22 protein-coding genes are annotated in these 25108 nt (G+C 67.8%); 11 read left to right on the top strand and 11 right to left on the bottom strand.

Annotated features, from left to right (window positions below; all coding sequences use genetic code 11):
- Positions 1 to 13: 13 nt before the first annotated feature.
- Both ACOGI8_RS12100 and ACOGI8_RS12095 read right to left on the bottom strand, forming a co-directional pair.
- On the bottom strand, positions 14 to 748 hold the full coding sequence (locus tag ACOGI8_RS12100; RefSeq protein ID WP_419854054.1) for a transcriptional regulator: 735 nt from the start codon (positions 746 to 748) through the stop codon (positions 14 to 16).
- A gap of 7 nt (positions 749 to 755) precedes the next feature.
- Entirely contained in the window at positions 756 to 2381 is a 1626-nt protein-coding gene (locus ACOGI8_RS12095) for a long-chain fatty acid--CoA ligase (RefSeq protein WP_419854053.1), read from the bottom strand.
- Positions 2382 to 2482: 101 nt separating this feature from the next.
- Here ACOGI8_RS12095 and ACOGI8_RS12090 point away from each other — a divergent pair, with 101 nt between their 5' ends.
- A complete protein-coding gene (locus tag ACOGI8_RS12090) occupies positions 2483 to 3214 on the top strand; it encodes a hypothetical protein (RefSeq protein WP_419854052.1) in 732 nt (243 codons plus the stop codon).
- A gap of 48 nt (positions 3215 to 3262) precedes the next feature.
- The gene (locus ACOGI8_RS12085; protein WP_419854051.1) at positions 3263 to 5629 is read left to right on the top strand and encodes a DNA translocase FtsK 4TM domain-containing protein; all 2367 of its coding nucleotides are present in this window, start codon (positions 3263 to 3265) and stop codon (positions 5627 to 5629) included.
- A 27-nt stretch (positions 5630 to 5656) separates the two neighbouring features.
- Here the strand turns inward: ACOGI8_RS12085 and ACOGI8_RS12080 are convergent, their stop codons facing one another.
- Positions 5657 to 6895, bottom strand: coding sequence for a cytochrome P450 (locus ACOGI8_RS12080; protein WP_419854050.1), 1239 nt, complete (start codon positions 6893 to 6895; stop codon positions 5657 to 5659).
- Positions 6896 to 7020: 125 nt separating this feature from the next.
- Between ACOGI8_RS12080 and ACOGI8_RS12075 the strand changes: the two genes are divergently transcribed.
- Entirely contained in the window at positions 7021 to 7974 is a 954-nt protein-coding gene (locus ACOGI8_RS12075) for an MBL fold metallo-hydrolase (RefSeq protein ID WP_419854049.1), read from the top strand.
- Positions 7975 to 8047: 73 nt separating this feature from the next.
- On the opposite strand, the gene ACOGI8_RS12070 is transcribed toward ACOGI8_RS12075, so the two are convergent.
- From ACOGI8_RS12070 to ACOGI8_RS12060, 3 genes are all read right to left on the bottom strand, one after another.
- Positions 8048 to 8971: an SMP-30/gluconolactonase/LRE family protein gene (locus ACOGI8_RS12070; RefSeq protein ID WP_419854048.1), complete on the bottom strand. Its 924-nt coding sequence runs from the start codon at positions 8969 to 8971 to the stop codon at positions 8048 to 8050.
- A gap of 61 nt (positions 8972 to 9032) precedes the next feature.
- Positions 9033 to 10064 (bottom strand): hypothetical protein, encoded by a 1032-nt coding sequence (locus tag ACOGI8_RS12065; RefSeq protein ID WP_419854047.1) that lies wholly within the window; start codon positions 10062 to 10064, stop codon positions 9033 to 9035.
- A 4-nt stretch (positions 10065 to 10068) separates the two neighbouring features.
- Positions 10069 to 10866, bottom strand: a complete 798-nt coding sequence (locus tag ACOGI8_RS12060) for an SDR family NAD(P)-dependent oxidoreductase (protein WP_419854046.1) — start codon at positions 10864 to 10866, stop codon at positions 10069 to 10071.
- 150 nt (positions 10867 to 11016) lie between these two features.
- Here ACOGI8_RS12060 and ACOGI8_RS12055 point away from each other — a divergent pair, with 150 nt between their 5' ends.
- The 3 genes from ACOGI8_RS12055 to ACOGI8_RS12045 all read left to right on the top strand — a co-directional run bounded on the left by ACOGI8_RS12055 (position 11017) and on the right by ACOGI8_RS12045 (position 13100).
- A complete protein-coding gene (locus tag ACOGI8_RS12055) occupies positions 11017 to 12156 on the top strand; it encodes a DMT family transporter (RefSeq protein WP_419854045.1) in 1140 nt (379 codons plus the stop codon).
- Positions 12157 to 12268: 112 nt separating this feature from the next.
- Positions 12269 to 12829 (top strand): DUF6159 family protein, encoded by a 561-nt coding sequence (locus ACOGI8_RS12050; protein WP_419854044.1) that lies wholly within the window; start codon positions 12269 to 12271, stop codon positions 12827 to 12829.
- On the top strand, positions 12729 to 13100 hold the full coding sequence (locus ACOGI8_RS12045; protein WP_419854043.1) for a DUF6159 family protein: 372 nt from the start codon (positions 12729 to 12731) through the stop codon (positions 13098 to 13100). Before ACOGI8_RS12050 ends, ACOGI8_RS12045 begins: the two co-directional genes overlap by 101 nt.
- Before the next feature lie 22 nt (positions 13101 to 13122).
- On the opposite strand, the gene ACOGI8_RS12040 is transcribed toward ACOGI8_RS12045, so the two are convergent.
- Both ACOGI8_RS12040 and ACOGI8_RS12035 read right to left on the bottom strand, forming a co-directional pair.
- Positions 13123 to 13959 (bottom strand): LLM class F420-dependent oxidoreductase, encoded by an 837-nt coding sequence (locus ACOGI8_RS12040; RefSeq protein WP_419854042.1) that lies wholly within the window; start codon positions 13957 to 13959, stop codon positions 13123 to 13125.
- Between the two features lie 172 nt (positions 13960 to 14131).
- Complete coding sequence (locus ACOGI8_RS12035) at positions 14132 to 15355, bottom strand: aspartate aminotransferase family protein (protein ID WP_419854041.1); 1224 nt, start codon at positions 15353 to 15355, stop codon at positions 14132 to 14134.
- Positions 15356 to 15459: 104 nt separating this feature from the next.
- Here ACOGI8_RS12035 and ACOGI8_RS12030 point away from each other — a divergent pair, with 104 nt between their 5' ends.
- Positions 15460 to 16647, top strand: coding sequence for a CaiB/BaiF CoA transferase family protein (locus ACOGI8_RS12030; protein WP_419854040.1), 1188 nt, complete (start codon positions 15460 to 15462; stop codon positions 16645 to 16647).
- Between the two features lie 57 nt (positions 16648 to 16704).
- Here ACOGI8_RS12030 and ACOGI8_RS12025 read toward each other — a convergent pair whose 3' ends face one another.
- Complete coding sequence (locus ACOGI8_RS12025) at positions 16705 to 17919, bottom strand: acyl-CoA dehydrogenase family protein (protein WP_419854039.1); 1215 nt, start codon at positions 17917 to 17919, stop codon at positions 16705 to 16707.
- A gap of 74 nt (positions 17920 to 17993) precedes the next feature.
- Between ACOGI8_RS12025 and ACOGI8_RS12020 the strand changes: the two genes are divergently transcribed.
- The 3 genes from ACOGI8_RS12020 (at position 17994) to ACOGI8_RS12010 (ending at position 20371) form a co-directional block, all read left to right on the top strand.
- On the top strand, positions 17994 to 18629 hold the full coding sequence (locus ACOGI8_RS12020; RefSeq protein ID WP_419854038.1) for an NUDIX hydrolase: 636 nt from the start codon (positions 17994 to 17996) through the stop codon (positions 18627 to 18629).
- Between the two features lie 94 nt (positions 18630 to 18723).
- The gene (locus tag ACOGI8_RS12015; RefSeq protein WP_419854037.1) at positions 18724 to 19578 is read left to right on the top strand and encodes an SMP-30/gluconolactonase/LRE family protein; all 855 of its coding nucleotides are present in this window, start codon (positions 18724 to 18726) and stop codon (positions 19576 to 19578) included.
- Positions 19579 to 19603: 25 nt separating this feature from the next.
- Positions 19604 to 20371, top strand: coding sequence for an alpha/beta fold hydrolase (locus ACOGI8_RS12010; RefSeq protein WP_419854036.1), 768 nt, complete (start codon positions 19604 to 19606; stop codon positions 20369 to 20371).
- A 9-nt stretch (positions 20372 to 20380) separates the two neighbouring features.
- Here ACOGI8_RS12010 and ACOGI8_RS12005 read toward each other — a convergent pair whose 3' ends face one another.
- The gene (locus ACOGI8_RS12005; RefSeq protein ID WP_419854035.1) at positions 20381 to 21160 is read right to left on the bottom strand and encodes an SDR family NAD(P)-dependent oxidoreductase; all 780 of its coding nucleotides are present in this window, start codon (positions 21158 to 21160) and stop codon (positions 20381 to 20383) included.
- Between the two features lie 74 nt (positions 21161 to 21234).
- On the opposite strand from ACOGI8_RS12005, the gene ACOGI8_RS12000 reads away from it, so the two are divergent.
- Positions 21235 to 22506 carry an MFS transporter gene (locus ACOGI8_RS12000; protein ID WP_419854034.1) on the top strand — a complete coding sequence of 424 codons (1272 nt, stop codon included), beginning with the start codon at positions 21235 to 21237 and terminating at the stop codon, positions 22504 to 22506.
- Between the two features lie 52 nt (positions 22507 to 22558).
- On the opposite strand, the gene ACOGI8_RS11995 is transcribed toward ACOGI8_RS12000, so the two are convergent.
- Positions 22559 to 25105 (bottom strand): DNA polymerase, encoded by a 2547-nt coding sequence (locus ACOGI8_RS11995; protein ID WP_419854033.1) that lies wholly within the window; start codon positions 25103 to 25105, stop codon positions 22559 to 22561.
- Positions 25106 to 25108: the final 3 nt, after the last annotated feature.

The raw sequence follows: 25108 nt of genomic DNA, 5'->3' as shown, positions 1-25108 counted from the left end.
CAAGCGCTGGGTGTCAGACGCTGCCTTCGTCGGCGCGGTTGATGCCGAGCGTGGCCAGCAAGTCCTCGTGCAGCTCGAACCACACCGTGTGGTAGCTGGGCATCATCGGCTTGGTGAGGTAGTCCAGCTCGCCGTCCTGCAGCCGGCTGAGCGCCTCGGCGAACCTGGGCGCGTAGTTGTCGTAGCGGGCCATCACGCTGCAGAGCTGGTCGAGCACCCCGCCAAGTTCGCCATGCAGGTCGTCCAGCCGGCTGATGACGGCCGCGTCGTAATCCGGATCACCGTGGTCGTTGAGCCGACCGCCGTCGCCGGGCCCCGCGTCAGCCACAGCCGGGTGATCTTCGGGAAGCACCTGCCAGTCGGTGCACAGCTGGAGCATCTTGGGGTTCAGTGCCAGGAAGTCCCGGTAGGCCGCCGTGACGGCGTCGCGGGCACCGGCCGCATCCAGCTCAGCGGCCAGCGCGGTCTCGCCGTCGTCGCGGCCGGTTGGGGTGAGGATGAACTTCGGCACCCCGCCGACCTCGCGGAACATGCAGTGCCCGGCAGCGTCCAGCTCTGCCAGCAGCCACTCGGTGTCGTCGGGCTCGAGCCCGTGGATCGCAGCGACGTCATCGATTTCGCCCAGGCCCTTCAAGCGCAGGGCCAGCCAAACGAGCAGGCGCGGTTCGGAGCGGTGTGGACCGCTCGCATCAGACTCGGAGCGGTGTGGACCGCTCGCATCAGACTCGGAGCGGTGCGGGGTGCTCACGCCCGGCTCACTCCACCACGAGATCGGCGAAGCGGTCCCGCAGCGTCTTCTTGGAGAACTTGCCCGTCGAGGTCTTCGGAACCTCGTCGATGATCTGGGTCGCGCTCGGCAGCCACCACTTCGCCATCCGCGGCGTCAGGTACTCGACGAGCTCGTCGTGGGTGATCGTTTCCCCCTCGACCGGCACCACGCAGGCCATGGGCCGTTCCATCCAGCGGTCGGAGGCAACAGCGACCACCGCGGCCTCGGCCACCTTGGGGTGGCTCATGATCTCGTTCTCCACCTCGGCAGAGCTGATCCACTCGCCGCCGGACTTGATGAGGTCTTTCGTGCGGTCCACGAGCCGGATGTAGCCGTTCGGGTCGCAGGTGGCCACGTCGCCGGTGCGCAGCCAGCCGTCGGCGGTGAACGAGTCGGCTGCGTCGGGCCGGTTGTAGTACGAGCCGGTCACATAGGGGCCGCGAACGTGCAGCTCGCCAGAGGACTCGCCGTCGCGGGGCACCGAGTCGGTGGTGTCGGGCTCGCAGATGCGGAATTCCACGGTCGGCAGGATCGTGCCGACGGTGGTGCGCAGGTCGGCCTTGGCGTCATCGTCGAGGCCCTGCTGGCCGGAGCGGATGTGTGCGATCGAGCACAGCGGGCTGGTCTCGGTCATGCCCCACGCCTGCAGGATCGGCAGCCCCACCGCCTCCCGGTATCCCTCAGACAGCGCCTTGGGCACTGCCGAGCCGCCGCAGGGAATGGCACGCAGGCTCGACACGTCGCGCCCTTCCAGCTCACCCAGCACGCCCATCCAGATCGTGGGAACGCCGGCGGCAAGCGTGACCCGCTCGGTCTCGATCAGCTCGGCAAGCGGCTTGGGTGCCAGGTTCGGGCCGGGGTTGACGAGCTTGGCCCCGGCGGCCACCGCCGCATGGCTGAGGCCCCAGCTGTTGGCGTGGAACATCGGCACCACCGGCATGACCACGTCGCTCTCGCACACGCCGGCCGAGTCGACCAGCATCGCCGCGAGGGTGTGGAGGTAGGTGGAGCGGTGGCTGTACACCACGCCCTTGGGCTCGCCGGTAGTGCCGCTCGTGTAGCACATCGATGCCGCCTGGTGTTCGTTGGCGACGCGGAACGCCGCCGGCGACGCGGCCGCCAGCAGCTCTTCGTAGTCGACGATGCGCGGATCGTCGGGAATCTCGGGTCCGGTGCTGCTGCCCGAGTCGTCCATCACGACGACGTGGCGGACCGTGGCCATCTCGTCCACCAGCGGCCACAGCAGCGGCAGCAGCGACCGGTCGGCGAAGATCACCTCGTCTTCTGCGTGATTCGCGATGTAGGTGACCTGCTCGGCGAACAGCCGGATGTTGAGCGTGTGGAGCACCCGGCCCGAGCACGGCGCGGCGAAGTACAGCTCGAGGTGACGATCGGTGTTCCAGGCGAACGTGGCGACGCGGCCGTCGGCAGAGATGCCGAGATCGTCGAGCGCACCGCCGAGCAGCCGGGTCCGTTCGGCCCAGCGCCCATAGTTCGTGCGCTCGATGCCGGTCGCGGTGGCAGTCACCAGCTCTTTGTCCGCGAACAGCGTCTCGGCACGTTCGAACAGCGGGTCCAGAGTGAGCGGCACGTCCATCATCGTCGATTCCATGACGCCGCAGGCTAGAGGGCACCGGGCGCCGCCTAGAAAGCGAGTGTCGGAGCGTTCGTATACCGGCGCTGCGGCTGCACAGATGCGTAGCCTCGGCCGCGGTGGCTGGTGACGGCGGGGACGAATCAACGACGGGTGGAGCCGCCGCTGCTGAGGGGGCGTCGTCTGGCCCGGTGATCACCGATGCAGACCGACGGCGGATGCAGCTGCTGGCGGCAGTGCCGGTGGGCTTCGCCTTGGCGGCCTATGCAGGGCAGATCTTCTTCGCCGCCCTCATTGCGCGGGCGCCGCTGCTGCTGCTGTCGCTGAACGCCACCGATCCCATCCTGCTGGGCGTAGCCCATCAGGCCCCGCTGTGGGCGTTCATGGCCATCGGGCTGACCCGCCTGTTCATCACCGACCCGTTCCTGTACCGGCTCGGCTACGACTACGGCCCCAACGCCAAGGCCTATCTCGCCGCGGAATTCGGACCCCGCAGCCGCGTCATCCGCACCATGGATTGGCTGGAGCGCTGGTTCCCGCGAGCGGGCTGGCTGCTGCTGTTCGCCATACCCGGCTACCCGATGTGCTTGCTGTCGGGCATTGCGCGGATGCGTCAATTGCCCTTCGTGGTGGTGAACCTGGCTGGCACGTTCACTCGCCTGGCGCTGGTGTGGTGGGTTGCCGATCTGTTCGCGGGCCCTCTCGGGGCGGTCATCAGGTTCATCAATCGCTACTCGATCCCGTTCACCGTGGCGATGTTCGTGCTGGTTGCGGTGCAGACCGTCCGCAATCAGCGCCGCAACGCAGCCGCTGACCCGAGTTCGTTCGGGGCAGGAACAGACGACGCATAGTCGGCGGGGTCTCCAAGGGTCCGGTCCCGCCTCGGTACTCTCGCTGGGGTGAGTGCGCGCGGCACCGCCGGGGCCAATGGCTCAAAGGACGCGTCCAAGTCGTCGTCTGCACACGAAGGCCGCAGCGGGTTCTCGCGGGTCGTTCGCAATGCTCTGAGCGGCCGATCCCGCGAGATCGTGGCGCTGTCGCTGTTCGCGCTCGCGGTGATCTGCGCGTTGGGCCTGCTGGGCGACCGAGCCGGCATCGTGGGCCGAGTCTTGGAGAGCGCCCTCGCTGTCCTGGTGGGCGTGTTCCGGTACGTGGTGCCGATCCTGCTGGTCTGGATCGGCATCGCGCTCGCCCGCATGACCTCTTCGGAACGGAGCGGCCGTGCGGCCTTCGGGCTGAGCATGCTCACGGTTGCCTTCGCCGCAGCCGCACACCTGTCCGGATCCGCCGACGGCTTCGGGTCGCTGGAGGACCTGCGAGGCAGCGGGGGAGTGCTCGGTGCGATCGTTGCCGAGCCGCTGCGACGCCTGATCGACGACCCCGCGACCTGGGTGCTGCTGCTGCTGGTGATGCTGTTCGCCATCATGATCGTTGCCAACATCGGCCTCGGTCAGGTCTTGCGATGGATCTGGACCGGTTTGTCTGCGCTGGGCCAGAAGCTGAGCGGCTCGCTGTCGAAGGGTGCCCGGAGCCTGCAGCGCGTCGGCGAGGATCCCGAACCGCCGTCATTCGGAGAAGAGCAGTACGACCTGGAGGCTGAGCCGGCCGGCCAGATTCCCGGTCTGGACCCGGCCGCCCCGGACACCAGCGAGACAGCCTCCGACGAGGCTGTCTTCGAGCCATCGCCGCCCCAATTCGTGGAGCTGCCCGGCGACGATCCCGTCCCGACACCCGTGCCGGCGGCAAGCGCAGCAAGCGAGAGCAAGGGATCTGGCAGCCAGCGCCCGCGCTGGAAGCTGCCGAAAAAGTCGATGCTGAAGCGCAGCGGCACCCAGCAGTTCGACCGGGCCCAGCTGTCGGCGGGCGCTGCAGCACTGGTGGCCGCACTGGCCAGTCACGGCGTGGAGACCCAGGTCACCGGCTGGGAACCCGGACCGACGGTCACGCGCTACGAGCTGAAGCTAGGACCGGGCGTGAAGGTGTCGCGCGTCACCGCGCTCCACAAAGACATCGCCTACGCCATGGCCGCCGCCGATGTCCGGATCCTCGCGCCGATCCCGGGCCGGTCGGCGATCGGCATCGAGGTTCCCAATTCCGACCGTCACCTGGTTGCGCTCGGCGACATCCTGTCCGCCAAGGCCGCAGCCGACGCCACGCACCCGCTCGAGGTGGCGATGGGCAAGGACATCTCGGGTCGCGAGGTCATGCTCAATCTGGCCACGATGCCCCATGTGCTCATTGCCGGCGCGACCGGCTCGGGCAAGTCGTCGTGCATCAACTCGATCATCGCCTCGCTGCTCATGCGGTCCACGCCCGATCAGGTGCGGATGATCCTCGTCGACCCCAAGCGGGTCGAGCTCGGGCAGTACGACGGCCTGCCGCACCTGCTGACAGCCGTGGTGACCGAGCCGCGCAAAGCGGCAAATGCCCTGGCGTGGGCTGTGAAGGAGATGGAGCGCCGCTACGACGTGCTGTCGGAGGCGGGCTTTCGCGACATCACCGGGTACAACGCGGCCGTGCTCGACGGTGCGTTGCACAGCGACGAGAGCGAGCTGCTGGGCAACGACCAGCCGCACGAGTCGATGCCCTTCATCGTGGTGGTCGTCGACGAGCTGAACGACCTCATGATGGTGGCGGCCCGCGACGTCGAGGAGTCCATCACCCGCCTGGCCCAGATGGCCCGTGCCGTCGGCGTCCACCTCGTCGTCGCTACCCAGCGCCCGAGCGTGAACGTCATCACCGGGGTAATCAAGGCGAACATCCCCAGCCGGCTGGCATTCGCCGTGTCCAGCCTGGCCGACAGCCGGGTCATCCTGGATCAGCCCGGCGCCGAACGGCTGGTGGGCCAAGGCGACATGCTGCTGCTGTCGGCGAACTCCAGCACGCCGCGCCGCATCCAGGGCGCTTGGGTGAGCGAGTCGGAGGTTGCCCATGTGGTGGCTCACTGGCGGCGCCAGGCACCCGATGTCGAATACGTCGAAGGCGTGGAGGGCAGCGACGATTCGGATGGCAGCAGCATCCTGCCGGGCGGCACCACCGGCGATGCCGACGACGATGAACTGCTGCGCCAGGCAATGGCCATCGTGGTGGAGACCCAGCTCGGCTCGACGTCGATGCTGCAGCGCAAGCTGAAGGTCGGCTTCGCCCGGGCCGGACGGCTGATGGACCTGCTCGAGCAGCGCGGGGTGGTGGGTCCGTCCCAGGGCTCCAAGGCCCGCGACGTGCTGATGACCCCCGAGGAACTGTCGAACGCGCTGGGAGAGTGACGGCGAGCGGCGCCGCTCGCCGCTGGCTCAGATGCCGACGCGGATCTGCAGGTTGCGGGGGCCGCGCACCTGCACGCCGCCCCATTCCACGCCGCCTTGGCCGGCATCGGTGGCGAGCTCGAAGTTCGGGAACCGGGCCAGCCACTCCTCGATGGCGACCTTCAGCTCCATGCGGGCCAGATTCGAGCCCAGGCAGCGGTGGATCCCCAGCCCGAACGCGAAGTGGCGGTTCTCGGCGCGGTCGATGACGACCTCGTCCGGACGGTCGAATTTGGACGGATCGCGGTTGCCGGCGCCGAATGGGAGCAGCACCTTGTCGCCCTTGGCCACGGGGCAGCCGCCGATGTCTGCGTCGTCAGTGGCGGTGACGCGGGCCATGGTGACCGGAGAGTAGGCACGCAGGAACTCTTCGATGGCCGTGGGGATGAGCTCGGGCTCCGCCACGAGCCGCTCGCGGTCATCGGGGTTCATGGCCAGGTGCATCAAGCTGGCCGAGATCGAGCTCCACGTGGTGTCGATGCCCGCCAGCAGCAACAGGAAGCTGGCGCCGGTGATGTGGTGGTTGGCCAGCGGGTCGCCGTTGGGCAGCTTCATGTCGAGCAGCTTCGATGGCAGGTCGTCCGCGCGTTCCTGGCGCCGCTGGTCGGTGAGCTCGCCGAAGTAGTGGAGCACCTCACGGGTCGCGTTTGCCCGCCGGTCGAACTCATCGCCCTTGGACTGCAGCACATCCACTGCCCAGCGGGTGAACTTGGGCTCGTCCGACTCGGGCAGTCCCAGGATACGGGCAATGACCCGCACGGGAATGTGCTTGGAATAGGTGTCGGCGGCATCCGTCACACCGCTGCGGCCCTTGTCCGCACCGGTTTCGGCTGCGATGGCGTCGATGCGCTCGCGGGCGATGCTGCGAGTGACCTCGACCATTTCCTCCACGGCTGTAGGACCGAAGAACGGCAGTAGCAATCGGCGCGCGTCGGTGTGGAACGGCGGATCTGAGGTGATCGGCGGGGCGGTGAGCAGCCCGACGCCTTCGGGCGTGGGCGCCACGGCGATGTCGCGGGAGCTGAAGTTCTCGGTGTCGTAGGCGACCGCTGCGATGTCGTCCCACGTCGTGGGCATCCAGTGCCCGTCATTGTGGGGGCTGTGGGCGACGGGACATTCGGCGCGCAGCTCGTCCCACACGTCTGCGGCGCCCTGGATGTACTCGTCGCTGTAGACGTCGAAGTCCCGTTCTGCAGAAGCGCTGTCGGTGTCAGCAGTCGTGCTCATGGCGGCTCCTTTGAGTCCCCGCGGGCGCGGTCCGAGGCGCTTCCCAGCGTAGGCGACGGGTTCTACGCTGCGCCGTAGTACTGAACAAGCACGAGCGGCCGCTTCGGCAGGTTCGAGGGGGGCACATGTCGGAACATGCAGGTCATGGAGCACACGCGTCAATTGAGGCGGCGCAGCTCAGCGAGGTGGCCCGGGGCGTGTACAGCTACGTCCAGCCCGACGGCACCTGGTTCATCAACAACATGGGGTTCATCGCCGGCTCCAGCGCTGTGGTGTCGATCGACACCACCTCCACGGAGCGCCGCAACAGGGCCTATCTCGACGCCATCGCATCGGTCACGTCGAACCCGGTGAGGGTTGTGGTCAACACGCATCATCACGCCGACCACACCCACGGCAACTACCAATTCACTGACGCCACGATCATCTCCCACGCCAAGTGCCGTGACGTGATGGTGGCCGCGGGCATCCCCGACTACAGCGCTGTCTTTCCCGGTGTCGAGTGGGGGGACCTGCAGTTCCGGGCGCCTGACGTGACCTTCGAGGGCTCGATGGTGCTGTATCTCGACGACCGCCGCATTGAGCTGTCGGACCTGGGTTTCGTAGCCCACACCGACGGCGACATCGTGGCGTGGCTGCCCGATTGTCGGGTGCTGTTCTGCGGCGACCTGATCTTCCACGGCGGCACGCCGTTCGCGCTGTTCGGATCGGTGTCCGGGACGATTCAGGCGATGGATGTCATCGAGAGCTTCGGAGCAGATGTGATCGTGCCGGGCCATGGCCCCCACTTCGGCGGCGACAACATCGCTCGCGTGCTCGACGAGCAGCGCTCCTACCTGCGCTTCGTGCAGGAAGCGGCCGCCGAAGGGCTCGCAGCAGGCAGGACACCGCTCGAGCAGGCCCAGGCCACCGATCTCGGCCCGCACGGCCGCTACACCGACCCCGAGCGTCTCGCCGGCAACCTCCACGTCGCCTACCGCGAGGCAGCCGCCAACGGCTACGAATTCCCTGGCGTCCCCCAGGCGATCATGGACATGGTCGCCTACAACGGCGGTGCCCTGCCGCGCTGTGTGGCTTAGGAGCTTGCGGCGGCAGTAGGCGGCCCATCAGATACGTCGCCTACAACGGCGGTGCGTTGCCGCGTTGTGTGGCCTAGAACGGCAGCTTCAGGCCGGGGCGGGGCCAGTCGCCGACGGCGAGGCGGCCGGTGCCAGACAGGGTGACGTACGCCGTACGCATGTCGTCGCCGCCGAAGCAGATGTTGGTGGTGGCCGAATCGTCGGTGGGGGCGAACTCGAGCTCGTCGCCATCGCGGGTGAAGGTGCTGATGCCGCCGGTGAGGATCGTGGCCACGCTCACGTTGCCTTCGGCGTCCATGGCCAGCGAGTCGAAGTACTTGCGGCCGGCTGGTCGGGCCAGGAACCAGCCCCGTGCTGGTACACCGGCGGCAACCTTGCCCGGGCCCTCAAGGTCGAAGGCGAACATGGCGCCCTGGAAGGTCTCGGCCACATAGACCCGGTCTTCCTCGGGGGAGATGCCCACACCATTCGGACCGTCCATCGGGAATGCGATTTCCTCGATGTGGCTGCCGTCGGCCTTGGCGTAGTAGAGCCCGCCGCGGTCCCGGTCGCGGGTGCGGGTCTTGCCGTGATCGGTGAACCAGAAGCCGCCGGTGGAGTCGAACATGATGTCGTTCGGTCCCTTGAGCGACACGCCGTTCACGTCGGCATACAGGATGTCCACCTCGCCGGTCTCGAGGTCGATGCGTTCGATCCGGCCGGTGGTGTAGTCGGATGCAACCTCGCCGGGCACGGTGCGTCCCCGCACGGTGATCCACTCGAAGCCGCCGTTGTTGCACACGTACAGCGCCCCGTCGGGGCCCAGAGCGGCGCCGTTCGGCCCGCCGCCTGGCGTGGCCAGGATGTCCTTGCGACCGTCGGAGACATCGACGCGCGTGATCGTGCCGCGCCCGATCTCGACAACGGCCACCGAACCGTCGGGCAGCACCACCGGTCCCTCAGGGAAGATCAGGCCGTCGGTGATGGTCTCGAAGTGATCAGGTCCGAAAAAGCTCATGGCCGCCGACGCTACTTCGCGACCATGCCCGGCTTCCTGCCAAACCAACGTTGCAGCGCTGTCAGCTCAGCGCGTCGCGCCAGGGGGATGCGTCGATGCCGCGGTAGCGGGCTTCGAGAGCGTCGACCAATTCGGGTGTCCAGTACGAGTGGCCGGGCAGCGGGGCGCCGAACAGCGACAGCTCGTCGGGCGTGCAGGAGGCAGCGAACTTCGACCACAGGGGCCCGTTGGAGACCGGCTGCACGTTGTCGTAGCCGATCCAGTCGGCACCGCCGGGCTTGAACGAGGCGCTCATCAGGAATCGGCTGCCGTCGGGCCGGGTGAGGTCGACGCCACGGTGCCACACGTCTGGCCGGTACGCCAAGAACGAGCCGCGCACTCCTGCGGCAGAGATCCGATCGCCGTCAGGCGGTCCGTCGTAGGGCCGGGCGGGGTCTGCTGGGCCTCCGGCGAGCTCGGTGGGTGCCACGCCGTCATCCACATCGCTCAGGTACAGGAAGCCCTCCAGATTCCACCAGCCCGCTTCGAGACGGTCGGGCACCACGTTGTGATTGCGGTCCTGATGGAACGGCTGCTCGTAGTTGGCGACCCCGGTGTACTTGCCCCAGATGCGGGCCTGGTAGATGCGAATGTCGTCGATGCCCATGGCCATGCGGGCGAACCGCAGCACATCGGCGTGTACCTGCAGCCGGTTCAGCCGGTGCGAGGTGTACGGGAACAGAATGTGGCCCAGGAACTGTTCGGGACGGAACGCCGCCCCCTCGGGTTCGGCGTCGCCGAACTTGTGGCCCTGGTTGTAGCTGCGTCCGACGAAGCGCTCTCGAAGTGCCGGGTCGCCCGAGTGGAACTCCTCGGGCCGCGGGTACAGGTCCCAGAGCTCTTCGACGGCGTGGTCGATGTCGGCGGTCGGCACGAGCTGATCGACCAGTACCCAGCCGTGCTCGCGCCAGTGCTGCGCCGCCTCATCCAGGTCGGCAATGCCGACGCTCGTGGCGTCGGGATCAGAGCGATTGTCGACGCTCGTGGCGTCGGGATCAGAGCGATTGTCGACGCTCGTGGCGTCGGCGTCGGTGCGATCGACGGGCGTGCTCACCGGCTCAGTCGGCGCCCTGTGCGTCGTCGACGGTGATGCAGGTGCCGGACACGAAGTCAGACAGCGGTGACACCAGGTACAGCAGCGTCGAGTCGAGCTGCGAGGGCTTGCCGAGGCGGCGACGGGGGAACATCTGGGTGAAGTCGCCCATGCGCTCGAGCATCCCATCCATCATCTCGCTGTCGAACGCGCCTGGGGCGATGGTGTTGACGTTGATGTGGTAGCGGGCGAACTCTTGGGCCAGCACTTCGGCCATGCGCACCACAGCGCTCTTGGTGATCGCGTACATCGAGGTGCCCAGCGGTGCCCTGAATGCGGCTCCCGAAGAGATGTTGACGATCCGGCCGGGCAGCTCGGCGGCGATCAGGCGGCGTGCGACCTCGCACGACAGGTGGAACAGCGACGTGAGGTTGGTGGAGATCATCTCGTCGACGAAGGCTGGGTCCATCTTGAGCGCTAGACGAGCGTCGGGTTTGCCGGCGTTGTTCACCAGGATCTGGACAGTTCCCAACTGGGATTCGGCGGTGGCGACGGCCTCAAAGAGCGCCTCGGTGTCGGTCACGTCGAGCGGTATGGGCAACACGGTGGCGCCGCTGGCCTCCAGCTCGCCAGCCAGGGCATTCAGCCGCTCCACACGCCGCCCGCAAATCACCACGCTGGCGCCGCAGGCAGCCAGCACCGTGGCGAAACGGCGGCCCAATCCCGACGTGGTGCCGGTGACGAACGCCGTCTGACCGCTCAGGTCGGCCGACCACTGGGGCGGCAGGCTGACCTCGGCTCCCGCGCTGGCGTCGTCGTTCATGTTGGCCTCCTCAGCCGCCGCACCGACAGCCCGCACACTGCCCACTCTGCTCGTGGGTTCAGCACCGCAGCGTATTGGGCCGCCGTGGTGTGGCTTACAGCTTTGGCTGGTCCCGGGCTCACAGTGCCTGGCGGCCGTAGCCTCGCTCCGGTGAGGGGTGCGGGCCAGCCGGCTGCGGCGAGCGACAGCGGAACAGCCGTGCCGTCGGGCGCCGTCTTCCATGTCGCCCCGGCCATCGACCGGGCGGGCGGTGTCGAAGCGCCACTCAACGGCGTTGCCGCGGTTGCGCGGCGCGCACCGGCCGAAGGCTCGGCTGCGGGCGGCGCGACCGGTGCCACATCGGTGCGGACCGCGGGCGGTGCCCTGCCGCTGCTGGTCATGGGCCTCGTTGTCGTCTCGTGGGGCCTCGGGCCGCCGATCTCCAAGCTGCTCACTGCACCGGCGATGGTGAGCGCCTTCATCCGTTTCGGCATGTCCACGCCGTTCCTGCTCTTGGTGCTGGCGCTGCGAGGCCGGTGGTTGTCGCGGCGGGTGTTCTGGCAAACCGCGCTGCCGGGACTGTCGTTCGGCATCAACATGGTCTTCGTCTTCGCTGCCGTGCAGGAAGTCACGATCTCGGTGATGTCGGTGATGATGGCCCTGCAGCCGGCCATGCTCCTGGCGCTGGTGGGTCCGATCTTCGGTGACCGGGTGAGCGTTCGCCAGATCGTCTTCACGCTGATCGGAGTGGGCGGTGCAGTCGGCGTGATCATGGGTGCCGGCGGCGAGTTCCGTGCCAGCGGGTTCGGGCTGTTCCTCACGGCGATGTCGGTGCTGACGTTCACCGTCTATTTCGTGTTGACCCGGATGGCCAGAGCGTCTACCGATGTCGACCCGATCGAGTGGATGGCCGGCATCAACTTCTGGTCATTTGTGGCCGCGGTCCCGCCGACGGTGCTGATGGTGACACCGAGCCAGTTCTTCGAATTCGGCGGGCTGGATTGGCTGTGGATCGTGATCGTGGCCTTCGTGACCGGGGTGTTCGGTCATGTGCTGATGACGTGGTGCCACGGCCACATCGAGGTGGCCCGCTCGTCGTTGTACGTGCTGGCGATGCACATCGTGGCCGTGGGGACGGCCTGGCTCATCCACGGCGAGCCGGTCACGCCCATGCAGTTCCTGGGCGGCGCCGTCGTGCTGTTCTCGGTGGCCATGGTGATCCGCACGCCGACCGGATCGCGCGCTGCGCCTGCACGATCCGAACAGGTCGCTGAGCCCGAATCACCGGTCGCCGCGCGTTCACGAAACTGACGATCCGGTGTCGCGCGGGCTGAGTACGCTCGGCCGTGCACAGTGCACCAGCCGCGACGCAGGGGTTTGTTATCGATCCGCCTGCAGGGCTGAGGAGGCAAGGAGCATCTCCATGGGCCGATTCGCCAACACCTGGCGGCTGACCAAGAACTCGTGGTCGCTGCTGAAACAGGATCGCGAGCTGCTGTGGCTGCCCGTCCTCAGCATGCTGACCATCCTGGCCATCGCCGCTGCGGCGGCGGTGGTCGGCTTCGTGACCGGCAGCTTCGATACAAGCGGGGGCGCCGAGAGTGTCCAAGGCAGTGCAGCCGTGCTCGGGCTCGTGTTCGCATTCGTGGCAACGGCCACGGTGGTGTACTTCGAAGGCGCACTCGTGGCCGGCGCGCACGAGCGTATGACCGGCGGCGACCCCACGGTGCGCAGTGCGATGGGCAAGGCGGCGTCACGGCTGCCGAGCCTGCTCGGCTGGGCGCTCATCACGTTGACCGTCGGGCTGGTGCTGCGCTTCCTGCGAGAGCGCCCTGGGCTGGCTGGGCCAGATGCTCACATTCCTGGCCGAGGCGGCGTGGGGCGTGGCCACCTACCTCGTCGTTCCCGCCATCATCATCGACGACTACCGGTCGTTCGCCAGCGTCAAGCACTCCATGTCGCTGGTCCGCCGCACGTGGGGTGAGAATCTCATCGCCCAGGCGGGGTTCGGCTTGCTGGGCTTCGTGATCGCCCTGCCGATCATCCTCGTCGCCGTGCTGATCGCCGCGTTGGTGCCCGGGATCGGCCTGTACATCGGCATCGCCGTCGGCGCGATCGGCGTCCTCGCCGTGAGCGTGGTGGTGAGCGCGTTGAGCCTCTACTTCAAGACAGCGCTCTACGAGTACGCCGTCGACGGCGTGGCGCACGGCGGCTTCGACATCGACGAGATGGAGGCCTCGTTCCGCTCGAAGTAGCCAGCGCAAATGGGCCAGCGGTTCAGCCGCCGATGCCGTGTTCGGCGGCGAAGGCGGCGAGGCCCTCGCTGATCTCGGCGATGTCGCCGGTGTTCCAGGAGACCACGAGTTCCGTTACCCCGACGGCTGCATAGCTGGCAGCCAGCTCCGGAGTCACTTCGTTGGCGGTCCGGCGCACGGAGACCTCAGAGGGGATGCCTGACCGCCCTGCCGCCTCGGCGGCCTCGCGGATCACCGGCAGGCGCTTTGCGACGCTCTCTGGCGACAGCATCATCGGGTGCCAGCCGTCGCCCAGACGGCCGACGCGCCGCAGCGCCGGAGGGCGGTTGCCGCCGATCAGTATCGGAGGTCGAGGCTGCTGCAACGGCTTGGGCGAACTCACGGCGCCTTCGAAGGAGTAGTAGTGCCCGCGGTAGTCGGCGCTGGGCTGGGTCCACAGCAGGTCGAGCACCTCGATGAACTCGTTGCTGAGCCGGCCGCGGTCGTCGTATTCCGCGCCGAGCAGCGCGTTCTCTTCCGGCAGGCTGCCCACTCCCAGCCCGACCACCAAGCGACCGCCGCTCAGCCGGTCCAGCGTTGCCAATTCCTTGGCCAGCACCATCGGGTGCAGGTACGGCATCACCAGCACGCTGGTTCCCAGGCGCACTTGTGACGTGTGTGCCGCCATCCACGTGAGCGTCACGAGCGCGTCGTGGTAGGGCTGCTCGCCCAGCCGGTCCCACACGTAGCCCACGTTGAGGACGTGATGGTTCACCCACACAGAGTCGAAGCCGAGCTGCTCGGCCTCGACGGCCAGCGCGACCACCTCCGCGGGATCGTCGACCCCGAAGTTGTTGGGCACCGTGAAGCCGTACCTCATGACGATGTGCTCCTTTCGCTCCGCCAGCGCCGTACGTCGGCGAGCGGGGCGGCAGCGCTCCCGATCATTGCGGGCGGACCGCCTGCGAATGAGACTCGCAGTTCGCCAGTTCGGCCGCAGGATTCGCAGTGCTCGGCACAGGGAGGTCCCGAAGCAGCGCTCAGTGGGCAGCTCAGTCGAGTGCGGCGAAGGCTGCGTCGGCGATGTCGCAGGTGCGCTTGATGTCGTCGTCGGTGTGCGCCGCGCAGACGAAGTTGTTGTGATAGCTGAGCAGGTAGGCACCCCGGCGGATGCACTCGGCGACCCAGCGTGCATGGAACTTCGAACCGCCCTCGCCGACGATGCGCAGGTACGGCATGGCGGGCACGCCGCTCACCCGCAGTTCGTGTCCATGCGCCGCTGCCACATCGGTCAGCGCTGCTCCGAGGCGAGTGCCGGTCTCGGTGGCGACTGCGGCTGCATCGCACGAGCGCAGTTCTCGCAGCGTGGCGAGCCCGGCGGCCATGGGTGCCGCGTTGAAAAACTGGGTGCCGGTGAAGAACGTCTCGCCGGCGGCCTCCTTCAGCGCGTCACTGCCGGCCAGCGCTGCGAGCGGATGCCCGTTCCCGATCGCCTTGCCGAAGCACATGAGGTCCGGCGTGAATCCGTACGCGACGTGCGCGCCGGCCAAGTCGATCCGGAACCCGCTGCGCACTTCGTCCAGGATCACAACGATGCCCGCAGCCCGGCACGCCCGCTCGACTGCGGCCCAGTAGCCCTCCGCCGGCTGCTCGTTGTCGGCGAACACCGGGTGGTGGTATGGCGATGAGATGAAGCAGGCGATGTCGCCCGGATGCGCGTCGATGGCCGCCTGCACAGCGTCGGCGTCGTTCCACGGCACCTCGATGACGAAGGCTTGGTCCTCCGCGATGGTGCCCTTGTTGCCGGGCGCCTGCATCCACGGCGCCGAGCCGTGATAGCCGCCCTCGATCTTGAGGATGTACCGCCGCCCGGTGGCTGCGCGGGCCACCATCGCCGCTAGACCGGTCGCATCGGCACCGTTCTTGCCGAACAGCGCCCAGTCGGCCCCCTCCACGAGGTCGACGAGTTCCTCGGCCAGCTCGACCATGACCGGCGCCGCGAGGCTCACCGTGCTGCCGTCGGCGGCTTGCTTCTCGGCGGCCTCCTCGACGGCGGGATGGTTGTACCCCAAGATGTTCGGCCCGTATGCGCACATCCAGTCGATGTAGGAGTTGCCGTCCACGTCGGTGAAGCGGGCGCCCTCTGCCGATGAGAAGAAGACCGGGCCGTCCTCGATGACGGCGGGGCCGTAATGGCCGTACACGCCCTTGGGAACCACGGCCTTCGCCCGTTCGTACAGCTCTTGAGACTTCGAAGTTGGCATCGGCTCGCTCATAACTGCCTCACTCGACGAGAAGATCTTGATGAGCAGCATCCTGACATACCGGCGGATTCCCGGCACCCAGAAATGCAGCAAGCGGGCGGGGTTACGATCCGGCGATGGGAGCGCTTGACGACTACATCGTCCTCGACTTGTCCATCTTGGTGCAGGGCCCTCAAGCTGCGGCGACGTTGCACGACATGGGAGCCTCGGTCATCAAGATCGAGCTGCCGGGAATGGGCGACCTCGCCCGGGTGATCCCCGTGTCGCCCACCGATCCACGAAACCCGTACTACGAGGCGTGCAACCGAGGGAAGCGGTCGGTCACGCTTGATCTGCGCACTCCCGGCGGGAAGCGAGCACTCGAGCGGTTCGTCGAGACGACCGATGTCCTGATCCACAACTTCGTGCCCGGGACCATGGAGGCTTGGGGCCTGTCGTATGAGCACCTGTCGTCCATCAATCCACGGCTCGTGTACGCCACCGGTTCGACCTTCGGGCCGGTCGGCTCCAAGGCGATACGGGAGGGAGCCGACTCGTCCGGTCAGGCAGAAGGCGGGCTCATGTTCGCCACCCGGATCGACGGCGGACCCCCCATCATGAATGGGGCTGTCATCTCCGACCATGTCGGCTGCCAGAACATGGTCACCGGCATTCTTGCTGCGCTGCTCCATCGCACCGAGACCGGGCTTGGACAGCGGGTTGACGTGTCGCTGGTGGGAGGCATGATCTACGCCCAGGCGTCGGAGATGACCTACACCCTGCTGACCGGTCGCAACCCCGAACGCATCGATTCGGGCCACGCTTTCGTTCCCACGCTGCTCCACACTGTGGAGGCGGCCGACGGCTGGATCCACCTGCTCAGCGGCACCGGACCGGGATGGCCCGAGTTCGCCAAGCTGCTCGACCGGCCCGACCTTGCCGACGACGAGCGGTTCCTGGCCCTGATGCTGAGCTCGGAAGCCAGGGCCGAGCTGGTCACGATCATCGACGAGGTCTTCCTCACCAGGACCCTCGACGAGTGGGAGGCGGTGCTCACTGGGGCCGGGGTCCGCTACGGGCTGGTCCGCGACTACGAGGCGATCGTGGCCGACGAGTCGATGTACGAGAACGGCTACCTGCACCGGGTGGAGCATCCCGAGGGCGCACGCACGGTGATCGGCACCCCGATCCGCATGTCAGCCACTCCGCTGGAGCCTGGCGCCGTTGCGCCCGAACTGGGGCAGCACACCGAGGAGGTCTTGCTCGAGCACGGCTACACGTGGGACGACATCACCGCACTGCGGGAAGAAGGTGTCTTCGGCTGAGTGCCGTGATTCAACCTGTCGCCTGTGGGGCGGCAGGGAAACGGCGATGCGGCAGGTTCAGCCAGTCGCGTACGTGGCGGCGAGTGAGCGGGCGATGCGGTCGGTCTGGATCTCGGTGCTGCCGTCCACATAGTTCGCGATGCGTGCACCGATGAGGTGGTGGCCTCCAGGGTGGTCGCTGCGCAGGCCCTCGGCGCCCATGGCTTGGATGCAGGTGGCGATGTCGGCTTCGGCCGTCTCGGTGGCGAACTTCTTGGCATGGGCAGCCGGCAGAATCGCACCGCTCGCATCACCCGTGCGCAGCGAGGTGGTGACGGCTTCGATGGCGCGGGCGGTGAGCAGCTGGGCGGCTTCGAGGCGGTTCTGCACTCCGGCCAACTTCCACGCCAGACCTTGATGGGCGATGATGGGCTTGCCGAATGCCTCCCGCTCGGCTCCGTAACGAACTGCGCTCGCGAGGGTGGCCTCCACCATGGCGCAGCACATTGCGGCGACGTAGGTGCGGGCACCGTTCACGCTCGACAAGGCCGCGATGAAAGCTTCTCCTGCAGGGCTAAGAAGATCTTCGGCGGCGGCCATGTAGCCATCCAGTCGGAACCCTCCGGTGCCGATGAGGTGACCTCCGGCCAGCTCGTACGGCGGCAGCCGCTCGAATCCGGGCTGGGTGCCGTCGATCAGGAACAACGCAATGCCTCGACCCCGCGAGCCGGGCCGCGTCTGCGCATAACAGAAGATGACGTCGGAGTGTGCGGCGTTGGTGATCCATGCCTTGGCACCGTCAAGCCGCCAACCGCCGTCGACGGGCGTCGCGGTGGTGGCGATGTTGGCGAAGTCGCTGCCGGCGCTTGGCTCGGTCAGCGCTGTGGATCCGAACCGGCGTCCGGCCATCAGGTCAGCCAGGTAGCGCTCGCGGTGGGTGTCGCTGCCCAGCCGAGCCACCCGCGATGCGACGTTGCCGGTGTTCACCAGGCTGAAGGCGAACGGCATCGACACGGCGCTCAGCACCTCGATGATGCGACACTTCTGGGCGAAGCTCATCCCGAGCCCGCCCAGCTCGGCCGGCACCTCCATCGCCAGCAGCCCTATCTCTGAGGCGTCCCGCAGGGCCTCGAGTGCCATGCGCTTCTCGCTCTCCCAGCGGTTCACGTTGGGGGCCACGACCGTGTCGCGGAATTGGCTGACTTCGCTGACGAACGCTTCGAACGATCCTGCGTCCATGCCCGTCGGCGGATCGCCCGCAGCGATCGAGTTGTCAGCGTCGGCAGCAGTCATCGCGGCGACGGTAGCAGCGGTGTTCAGGGGCGAACTGAGAGCCGTCGCATGCGTCCGACCTACGCTGCGAGGCCGTGGTCGGTCTGCGCTCTGTCACTGAGGCGTTCGAAGCGGGACGCCTGTCGGCAGTGCTCAGCCAGAACCTCGATACACCGCATCACGGCCCGACTGCCGCCGTCGCCGCAGCGGTGCGCTCGGGTGACAGCGGCCCCGAGATGCTCTTCATCGAACGAGCCACCCGCGACGGCGACCCGTGGTCGGGCCACATGGCGTTTCCGGGAGGGCGCACCGAGCCCGACGACGACGACACGTTCGACACGGCGGTGCGCGAGAGCCGCGAAGAGATCGGATTCGACATCACCGCGCACGCCGGGGTGCGCTGGCTCGGCCGGCTCAACGACCTCGAAGGCAACCCGCGCTGGCGCGGCGCGGCACTGCGGGTGACGCCGCACGTGTGCTGGCTCGACGGCGCCCGCCCTGAACTGACGCTGAACTACGAGGTGGCCGACGCGTTCTGGGTGTCGGTGGCAGAACTGGCCGACCCTCGACACCACATCGACTATCACTACCCGCCTCGACCCGACGAGCGCTTCCCCGGAATCGAAGTCGGCCACGGACGGGTGATCTGGGGCATGACGCTGCGGATGCTGCAAGACCTGTTCACCCGCACCGGCCACCCCCTCCCAATCCAGTTCAGCCCGTCCAGCTGAGCAAGCCCCGTCGCTGCGGCCTTGCGTTCGTTATGGTCGCCACACTGCGGCGGGCGCGACCTATGCCTGCCCGTCGACGCCAGGGGGATGAGACATGGGCGCTGATTTCGAGTTGGAGATGCTGAGTTCGGGATGGGGCCTGATCGAGGGTCCGCGGGTGGACGAGCACGACAACTTCTACTTCTCCGACGTGCCCAACGGCGGCGTGCGCCGCAGGCGGCCCGATGGCGAGATCGAGATCGTGGTGCCGAAGCGCAGGGGCGTGGGCGGCATGGTGCTGCACGCCGACGGCGGTGTGGTGGTGAGCGGTCGCAACATCCAGCACGTCACCGACGCCGGCTCGGAAGTGCTGTTCGCTCCCGACGTCGCTGGTTTCAACGACATGCACACTGATTCTTTGGGGCGCGTATACGTGGGCTCGCTGAGGCGCAACCCGTTCGATCTATCGGCACCCGATGAGGCCGGCGAGCTGTACCGCATCAACCTCGACGGCACAGCCGATGAGGTCTACGGCGACGTGCAGCTCACCAATGGCATCGGCTTCTCGCCTGACGGTTCGCGGCTCTACCACTCCGACAGCATCCCGGGCAGGGTGTGGGTCTCTGACGTGGACGGTGATGCGGTGACCAACCGCCGGGAGTTCGTGCGGGAGGGCAAGGTGCCCGACGGCCTGGCCGTGGACGTCGAAGGAGGCGTGTGGGTCGCGCTGGCCGAAGGGGCACGAGTACAGCGCTACACACCCGACGGCGAGCCCGATCTCGCCGTTCCGGTTCCCGACCAGTTCGTCACCAGCGTTTGCTTCGGCGGTGGCGACATGCGCGATCTCTACATCGTGACCGGCGGGGCGTCGGACGGCGGCGGCACAGCCGGTGGCGGCTGCATCTTCCGCACTCGCGCCCCAGTTGCCGGCGTCCCGACCCCGCTGGCTCGGGTGCGCTCGAGCCAATGAGCCCCATCCAGTGAGCCCGAGCCCCATGTCCGGCATCTTCCGCTGGTCGTACGGCGCGTATGACGCGCCAGTAGTCCTGTGCCTGCACGGCATCGGCTCGTGTGCCGACGCCTTTCTGGGCCAACGCCCGCTCGCTGAGCGTCTCGGCGTGCGGCTCGTGGCGTGGGACGCACCCGGCTACCGCTATTCGGCCGATCCCGCGACTGCCCCCGGCATTGACGGCTGGGCTGACGCAGCCGCATCGCTGATCACGGCTGAATCAGACGGCCCTGTCGCCGTCCTCGGTGTCTCGTGGGGCGGCGTCACGGCAACCCGGCTGGTCCTGCGGCACCCTGAGCTGGTCTCTGCGCTGGTCCTGGCCGACTCCAGTGCCGGCGCCGGCACGAAACCAGAGCAGGCCGAAGCCATGCGGGCGCGGGCGATCGATTTTGTCGACCTCGGCCCCGGGGGCTTCGCAGCGGCCCGGGCGCAGCGGCTAGTCAGCCCTGAGGCCTCCGATGAACTGCGGGCCCACGTTGCCGACATGATGATCCCGTCGATCCGCATGCCCTGCTACCAGTGGGCGTGCGACTCGATGGCAGAGTCGAACCACTACCCAGACCTTGAACGCATCGCTGTGCCGACGCTGGTGGTGGTAGGCGAGCACGACGAGGTCACCCCGCCCCGCACATCACAGAGGCTTGCGGAGGGAATTGCGGGCGCTCGTTACGCGGAGATCTCCGACGCCGGCCACCTCGCCAACCAAGAGCAACCCGAAGCGTTCAACGACGCCATTGCCGACTTCTTGGCCTGACAGCGCCACTCAGCGGGGAGGCAGTCGGATGCCGCCGTCGACGCGGATGACCTCGCCGTTCATGTACGGGTTGGTGATGCACTCCATCACCATGAAGGCCAGCTCCTCGCCGTAGCCCAGACGCTTGGGGAACAGCACGCTCTGGCCCAGGTGCGCCTTGAACTGCTCAGACTGCTCGCCCTCGCCGTAGATCGGCGTGTCGATGAGGCCCGGCGCAATTGTGTTGACGCGGATGCCGGTGGCGGACAGGTCGCGGGCGATCGGCAGGGTCATGCCCACCACGCCTCCCTTGGAGGCCGAGTAGGCGGCTTGGCCGATCTGGCCGTCGAAGGCCGCCACCGAAGCCATGTTTACGACCGCGCCGCGAGACCCGTCCTCGTCGGCAGGTTCGGACTTGGCCATCGCAGACGCTGCCTGGGCGAGCATGTTGAACGAGCCGATCAGGTTCACGTTGATCACGAATCGGAACTGCTCGAGATCCATCGGCACGTTGTTGCGGTCGATGGTGCGACCCGCACGGCCCAGCCCGGCCGAATTGACCAGCGCACGAAGCGGCCCCATCTCCGATGCGGCATCCACCGCGGCACTCGCGTCATCAATGCTGGTGACGTCGCAACGCACGAACAGCCCGCCGATCGACGATGCCACCTCGGCACCGAGATCGTCCTGCAAGTCGGCGATGACCACATGGGCTCCGGCATCGGCGAGCTGGCGGGCGCTGGCCTCGCCGATGCCCGACGCTCCGCCCGTGACGATGGCTGATGCTCCGCTGAGGTCAAGACGCGGCATGTTGCTTTCCTCCAAGTCGATTACGCCGGATCGAAGCTAGCGTCGGCAGTCGGCATGTCGGAGGGTCTCCCGCGATGAAGAGCGAGCGAACAGCGACCTTCGCCGCGCTCGGCGTGCCAGCCTTCCGGCTCTTGTGGCTCAGTGGCGTGTTCTCCTTCATGAGCATCCAGATGCAGTTCCTGCTGCGCTCGCTGCTCGCCTGGGATCTCACCGAGAGCGAGGGGGCACTGGGCATCGTGTTCTTCGCCTTCGGCTTGGCACTGGGCGTCTCGACGCTCTTCGGCGGCGTGGCTGCGGATCGACTCTCCAAGCGGCGTCTCATGCTGTTCGGGCAGCTCGTGTTGCTGCTCGGCTCCATCGGGATGGGCTTGGCACTGGCAACGGACGTCATCCAGTTCTGGATGCTCCTCGTCTCGAGCGCGCTTCAGGGCCTGATGTTCGGCCTCATCGGACCGGCTCGCATCTCGATGACAACCGAGCTGGTCGGACGCGAGCGGCTCGGCAATGCGATCACGCTCTCGTCGCTGTCGCTCAGCGGCAGTCGCGTCATTGCCCCGACCGGTGCCGGGCTGCTGGCAGGGTGGGCGCTGTTCGGTCTCGCCGGCGCGTATTTCGTCTCGGCGGCCATCGCGACGCTGAGCTACGTGCTGCTGCTGCCCCTGCCGGAGACGAGCAAGCGGGAGGATTCGCCGACAGGCGCCACCCGTCTGGCTCGGCTCGCCGTCGGCAATCCCCTGGCCGAGATCCGCCAGGGCATTCGCTACGCGATGAGCCGCCCTGAGCTTCGGCGGCCGATCCTCACGTCGATCATCGTGATCATGTTCGGATTCAGCTACGTGGCCTTCCAGCCGGCGCTCGTCGAGGGCGTTTTCGGCCTCGGCGACCGGCAGGTCGGGTTCATTTCCGGAGCGTCTTCGATCGGTGCGGTTGCCGCGTCGATCGTGCTCGCCTCGCGTGCCGACTCGACGAGCGCCGGCTCGATTCTCGTCGGCTTGGGTTACGCCTTCGGTGTCTCGGTCATCATCCTGAGCGGTGCCCCGAACTACATGTGGGCGTTGGTGATCACCGCGGCCGTCGGCGGAGCATCGACCGGGTTCATCTCGCTCGTTCAGACGATCGTCATGCGTGGCACCGACGAGGCTTACCAAGGGCGCGTGCAATCGCTGGTGCAGTTGCCGTTTGCAGCATTCGCCATCGCCGCAGCGCCGCTGGGCGTTCTGGCGGAATGGGCAGGCGTGCGCGCCATGTTCTTGACCATGGGCATCGCCGTCACGCTCAGCATGGTCGTCTACTCGATGGCGAGCATGGGCGAAGGCCGGTCTCCCCAACCGACGGCTTCGCACTAGGCGCAGCAGGCCGACTCGGTGCAATTGCGGGCTCGGTGCCTAGGTCGGCTGGTTAGCTGATCTGCTCGAGGATCGAGGTCTCCGACAGGCTCGTGCGGATGTCGGTGTCGGCCACTGTGGGCACGTCGGGGCACCAGCGTGACATGGCAGCTTCCAGCGCCTGCTTGACGTCCGCGGCGATTGCGTGAGCGTCGGCTTCGTCGCACTCGATGACGACGCTGTCGTGGACGGTCTGCACAGCGTCGGCTGTGGGGTAGCGCGCCAGCACCTCGCTCAGCCGACCGTAGGCGTCGAGCATCACATCGGCGACGCCGCCTTGGATCGGGGCGTTGCGGTAGGCATTGGCCATCTGGCCGACCCGGGTGTGCAACGCGCGCCGCAGCAGGAACTGCTGGTCGGCGTCGCCCATGGCAACGCCCACCTCGTCGATGACGGCCCGCCGCAGGTGCCGCTGCTCCAGCACCTTGTCCACGGCCGGCCGCAGCGTGCCGCCCGCCGCTGCCGTCGGCGGAGCGAGGTCGAAGCGGGCCAGCACCCGCTGCCACACCTCGGCCGGCCGGGGCTTGGTCGAGCAACCGACCACAGCTGCGGCTTCGCCCAGCACCCAGTCCACGGAGAACGTGAACTGTTGCCGGCGACCAGCCGGCGTATGCGAGCTGAACGACAGCGGCGAGCCATCGGAACGGACGATGACCGGCGCGGAGAACGACAGCGCCCACGCCACCTCGGCAACGTCGATCTCGCTGAGGCCGATCGTCGGGCCGCCGGCGAAGCGGCCCGGGTCGATCGCGCCGGCCCGTTCGGCTGCGAGCAGGGCCTCGTGGACCTCCTCGGCGCTGTGATGCCGGCGCTGCTGGCTCCGAAGCGTCCGCCGAGCGTCATCGGTGCGGGGCCACAGGGCACCCAGCCGCAGTGTCAGCGGCCAATCGGCATCGAGCGAGGTGGCGGCAAAGTGCCCGATGAAGCGGTCCCGCTCGTCCACCCAGTGGGCGATGCCGGGATATGCGCTCAGGTAGGCCTCGATGAGCGCGTCGGCCTCGCCGCGGCTGGTCGGCACGCCGGCGTCGGTGAGGCCACGCGACAGCCCCGCACCGCGCTGCCCGTACAGGATCCCGAAGTTGATGCGCTTGGCCTTGGTGCGGAATTCCTCGTAGCGGGGCCGGTCGAGCGCCGCCAACCCCGCCGGACCGTCCAAGCGCACGCCGAACATCCGCTCGGCGGTGGCGGTGTGGATGTCGAGACCCTGCTCGAATGCTGTCCTCAGGCCGTCGTCGCCCGCGAGCTGGGTGGCGAAGCGCAGTTCGGCCTGGCTCAAGTCCGAATAGACGAAGACCCGCCCGGTCGGCGGTTTCATGTAGGGCTTCAGCCGCGGTGTGAAGTTCTGCGCATTCGGGTTGCGGCTGGCCAGCCGGCCGGTGTTCGTGCCCACCACCTGCAGGTACTCCGGATGCAGCCGGCCGTCGGCCCACAAGTGCTCGGCCATCGTGTACCCATAGGTGCTCAAGGTCTTGGACAGGTCGCGGTAGGCCAGCAGCGCTCTGCAGAGTTCGCCGCCGATGCCTGCCAGCACCGATGCGCCGAGCGAATCAGTCGGCGCCAGCGGCCGGGTTCGGCCGTCGGTCTTGGTCGTCCATGCCTCCACCTCGTCGGACGCGAAGCGGTTCAGCACGTCACGCGCCTGCTGTTCGCTGTCGGGGTTCCAGCTGGGCTCGAGGCCGCCGCCGAAAAGATCGCCCTGACCACCACCGGTCAGCTCGGCCAGATGGGTGAGCACCTCGACGCGCCGCGACGCCAGCTCTGCCAGCTCGGCTTCCCAACCCTGCACGTCGAAGGGCAGACCGGCACGCTCCATGCGGTCGAGAAAGGGGCGGGCTGCCTGCTCCAGACGGCAGACCTCCTCCAGCCCGGCGTCTCGCAGCCCCACACGCAGCACATCTGACACCCACAACGTCTCGACGGCGTCTGCCGCGGCATAGGCAACCTGGCGATCACTCAGCGGGCCATTGGCACCGAAAGAGAACTGCGTTGTGGCTTTGCCCTCGACGCTCAGGCCCAGGTAGCGCTCGGCCGCCCAGGCCAGCCCGTGAAAGAAGCTGAAGCCGGTGAGCCCTTGATGCAGGAGGGCATCGGCCAGCTGCGCGTCCCACCAGCGCAACGACCCGACGGCCGCACCTGCAGCCGTGGCCGGCTCCATGAGATGGGTGTCGATGACCCGATCGTCAAACGTCGCGTTCCAGGCGTCCGATGCCAGATCCGGCACCCGGAGACCCTCGTGCAGCGCGGTTGCCAGCTCCACCAGGTCGTGCCGACCGACATCGACGACCCAAGCGCGTTCGGTGCCATCGGGAGCACGGGTTGCGGCGGAGATCACCCGCAGTTTCGGTACACGGCCGCGCGTCTCGGCTTCGCGCGGCTCGAAGTCGGTCTCGGTGTCCATTGCACGGGCTGCGGAGGCGCGGAGCGCGTCGGAGAAGTCGCCGAGCCCGTCGCGGCCTACGACTGTGATGGGAACCTGGGCAGGGTCTCGCGAGGCCTCAGGACGCGGATCGAGTCGCCGGAGGTCCGCTGAGGCACGGGCGACATCGGCGGCGGCGTCCACGAG

The sequence above is a fragment of the Candidatus Poriferisodalis sp. genome, assembly GCF_965204195.1.
GTDB lineage: Bacteria > Actinomycetota > Acidimicrobiia > Acidimicrobiales > Poriferisodalaceae > Poriferisodalis.
Note: the sequence above shows the minus strand (reverse complement) of the source record. Positions and strands in the feature narration are given on the sequence as shown.

Bases quoted from the DNA above. Each gene is read 5' to 3' on its own strand.
- ACOGI8_RS12010 (WP_419854036.1), top strand. From the start codon at position 19,604: ATGTCCGGCATCTTCCGCTGGTCGTACGGCGCGTATGACGCGCCAGTA.
- ACOGI8_RS12070 (WP_419854048.1), bottom strand. From the start codon at position 8,971: ATGAGCTTTTTCGGACCTGATCACTTCGAGACCATCACCGACGGCCTG.
- ACOGI8_RS12080 (WP_419854050.1), bottom strand. From the start codon at position 6,895: ATGAGCACGACTGCTGACACCGACAGCGCTTCTGCAGAACGGGACTTC.
- ACOGI8_RS12075 (WP_419854049.1), top strand. From the start codon at position 7,021: ATGTCGGAACATGCAGGTCATGGAGCACACGCGTCAATTGAGGCGGCG.
- ACOGI8_RS12030 (WP_419854040.1), top strand. From the start codon at position 15,460: ATGGGAGCGCTTGACGACTACATCGTCCTCGACTTGTCCATCTTGGTG.
- ACOGI8_RS12000 (WP_419854034.1), top strand. From the start codon at position 21,235: ATGAAGAGCGAGCGAACAGCGACCTTCGCCGCGCTCGGCGTGCCAGCC.
- ACOGI8_RS12015 (WP_419854037.1), top strand. From the start codon at position 18,724: ATGGGCGCTGATTTCGAGTTGGAGATGCTGAGTTCGGGATGGGGCCTG.
- ACOGI8_RS12005 (WP_419854035.1), bottom strand. From the start codon at position 21,160: ATGCCGCGTCTTGACCTCAGCGGAGCATCAGCCATCGTCACGGGCGGA.
- ACOGI8_RS12050 (WP_419854044.1), top strand. From the start codon at position 12,269: ATGGGCCGATTCGCCAACACCTGGCGGCTGACCAAGAACTCGTGGTCG.
- ACOGI8_RS12035 (WP_419854041.1), bottom strand. From the start codon at position 15,355: ATGAGCGAGCCGATGCCAACTTCGAAGTCTCAAGAGCTGTACGAACGG.
- ACOGI8_RS12060 (WP_419854046.1), bottom strand. From the start codon at position 10,866: ATGAACGACGACGCCAGCGCGGGAGCCGAGGTCAGCCTGCCGCCCCAG.
- ACOGI8_RS12040 (WP_419854042.1), bottom strand. From the start codon at position 13,959: ATGAGGTACGGCTTCACGGTGCCCAACAACTTCGGGGTCGACGATCCC.
- ACOGI8_RS12025 (WP_419854039.1), bottom strand. From the start codon at position 17,919: ATGACTGCTGCCGACGCTGACAACTCGATCGCTGCGGGCGATCCGCCG.
- ACOGI8_RS12095 (WP_419854053.1), bottom strand. From the start codon at position 2,381: ATGGAATCGACGATGATGGACGTGCCGCTCACTCTGGACCCGCTGTTC.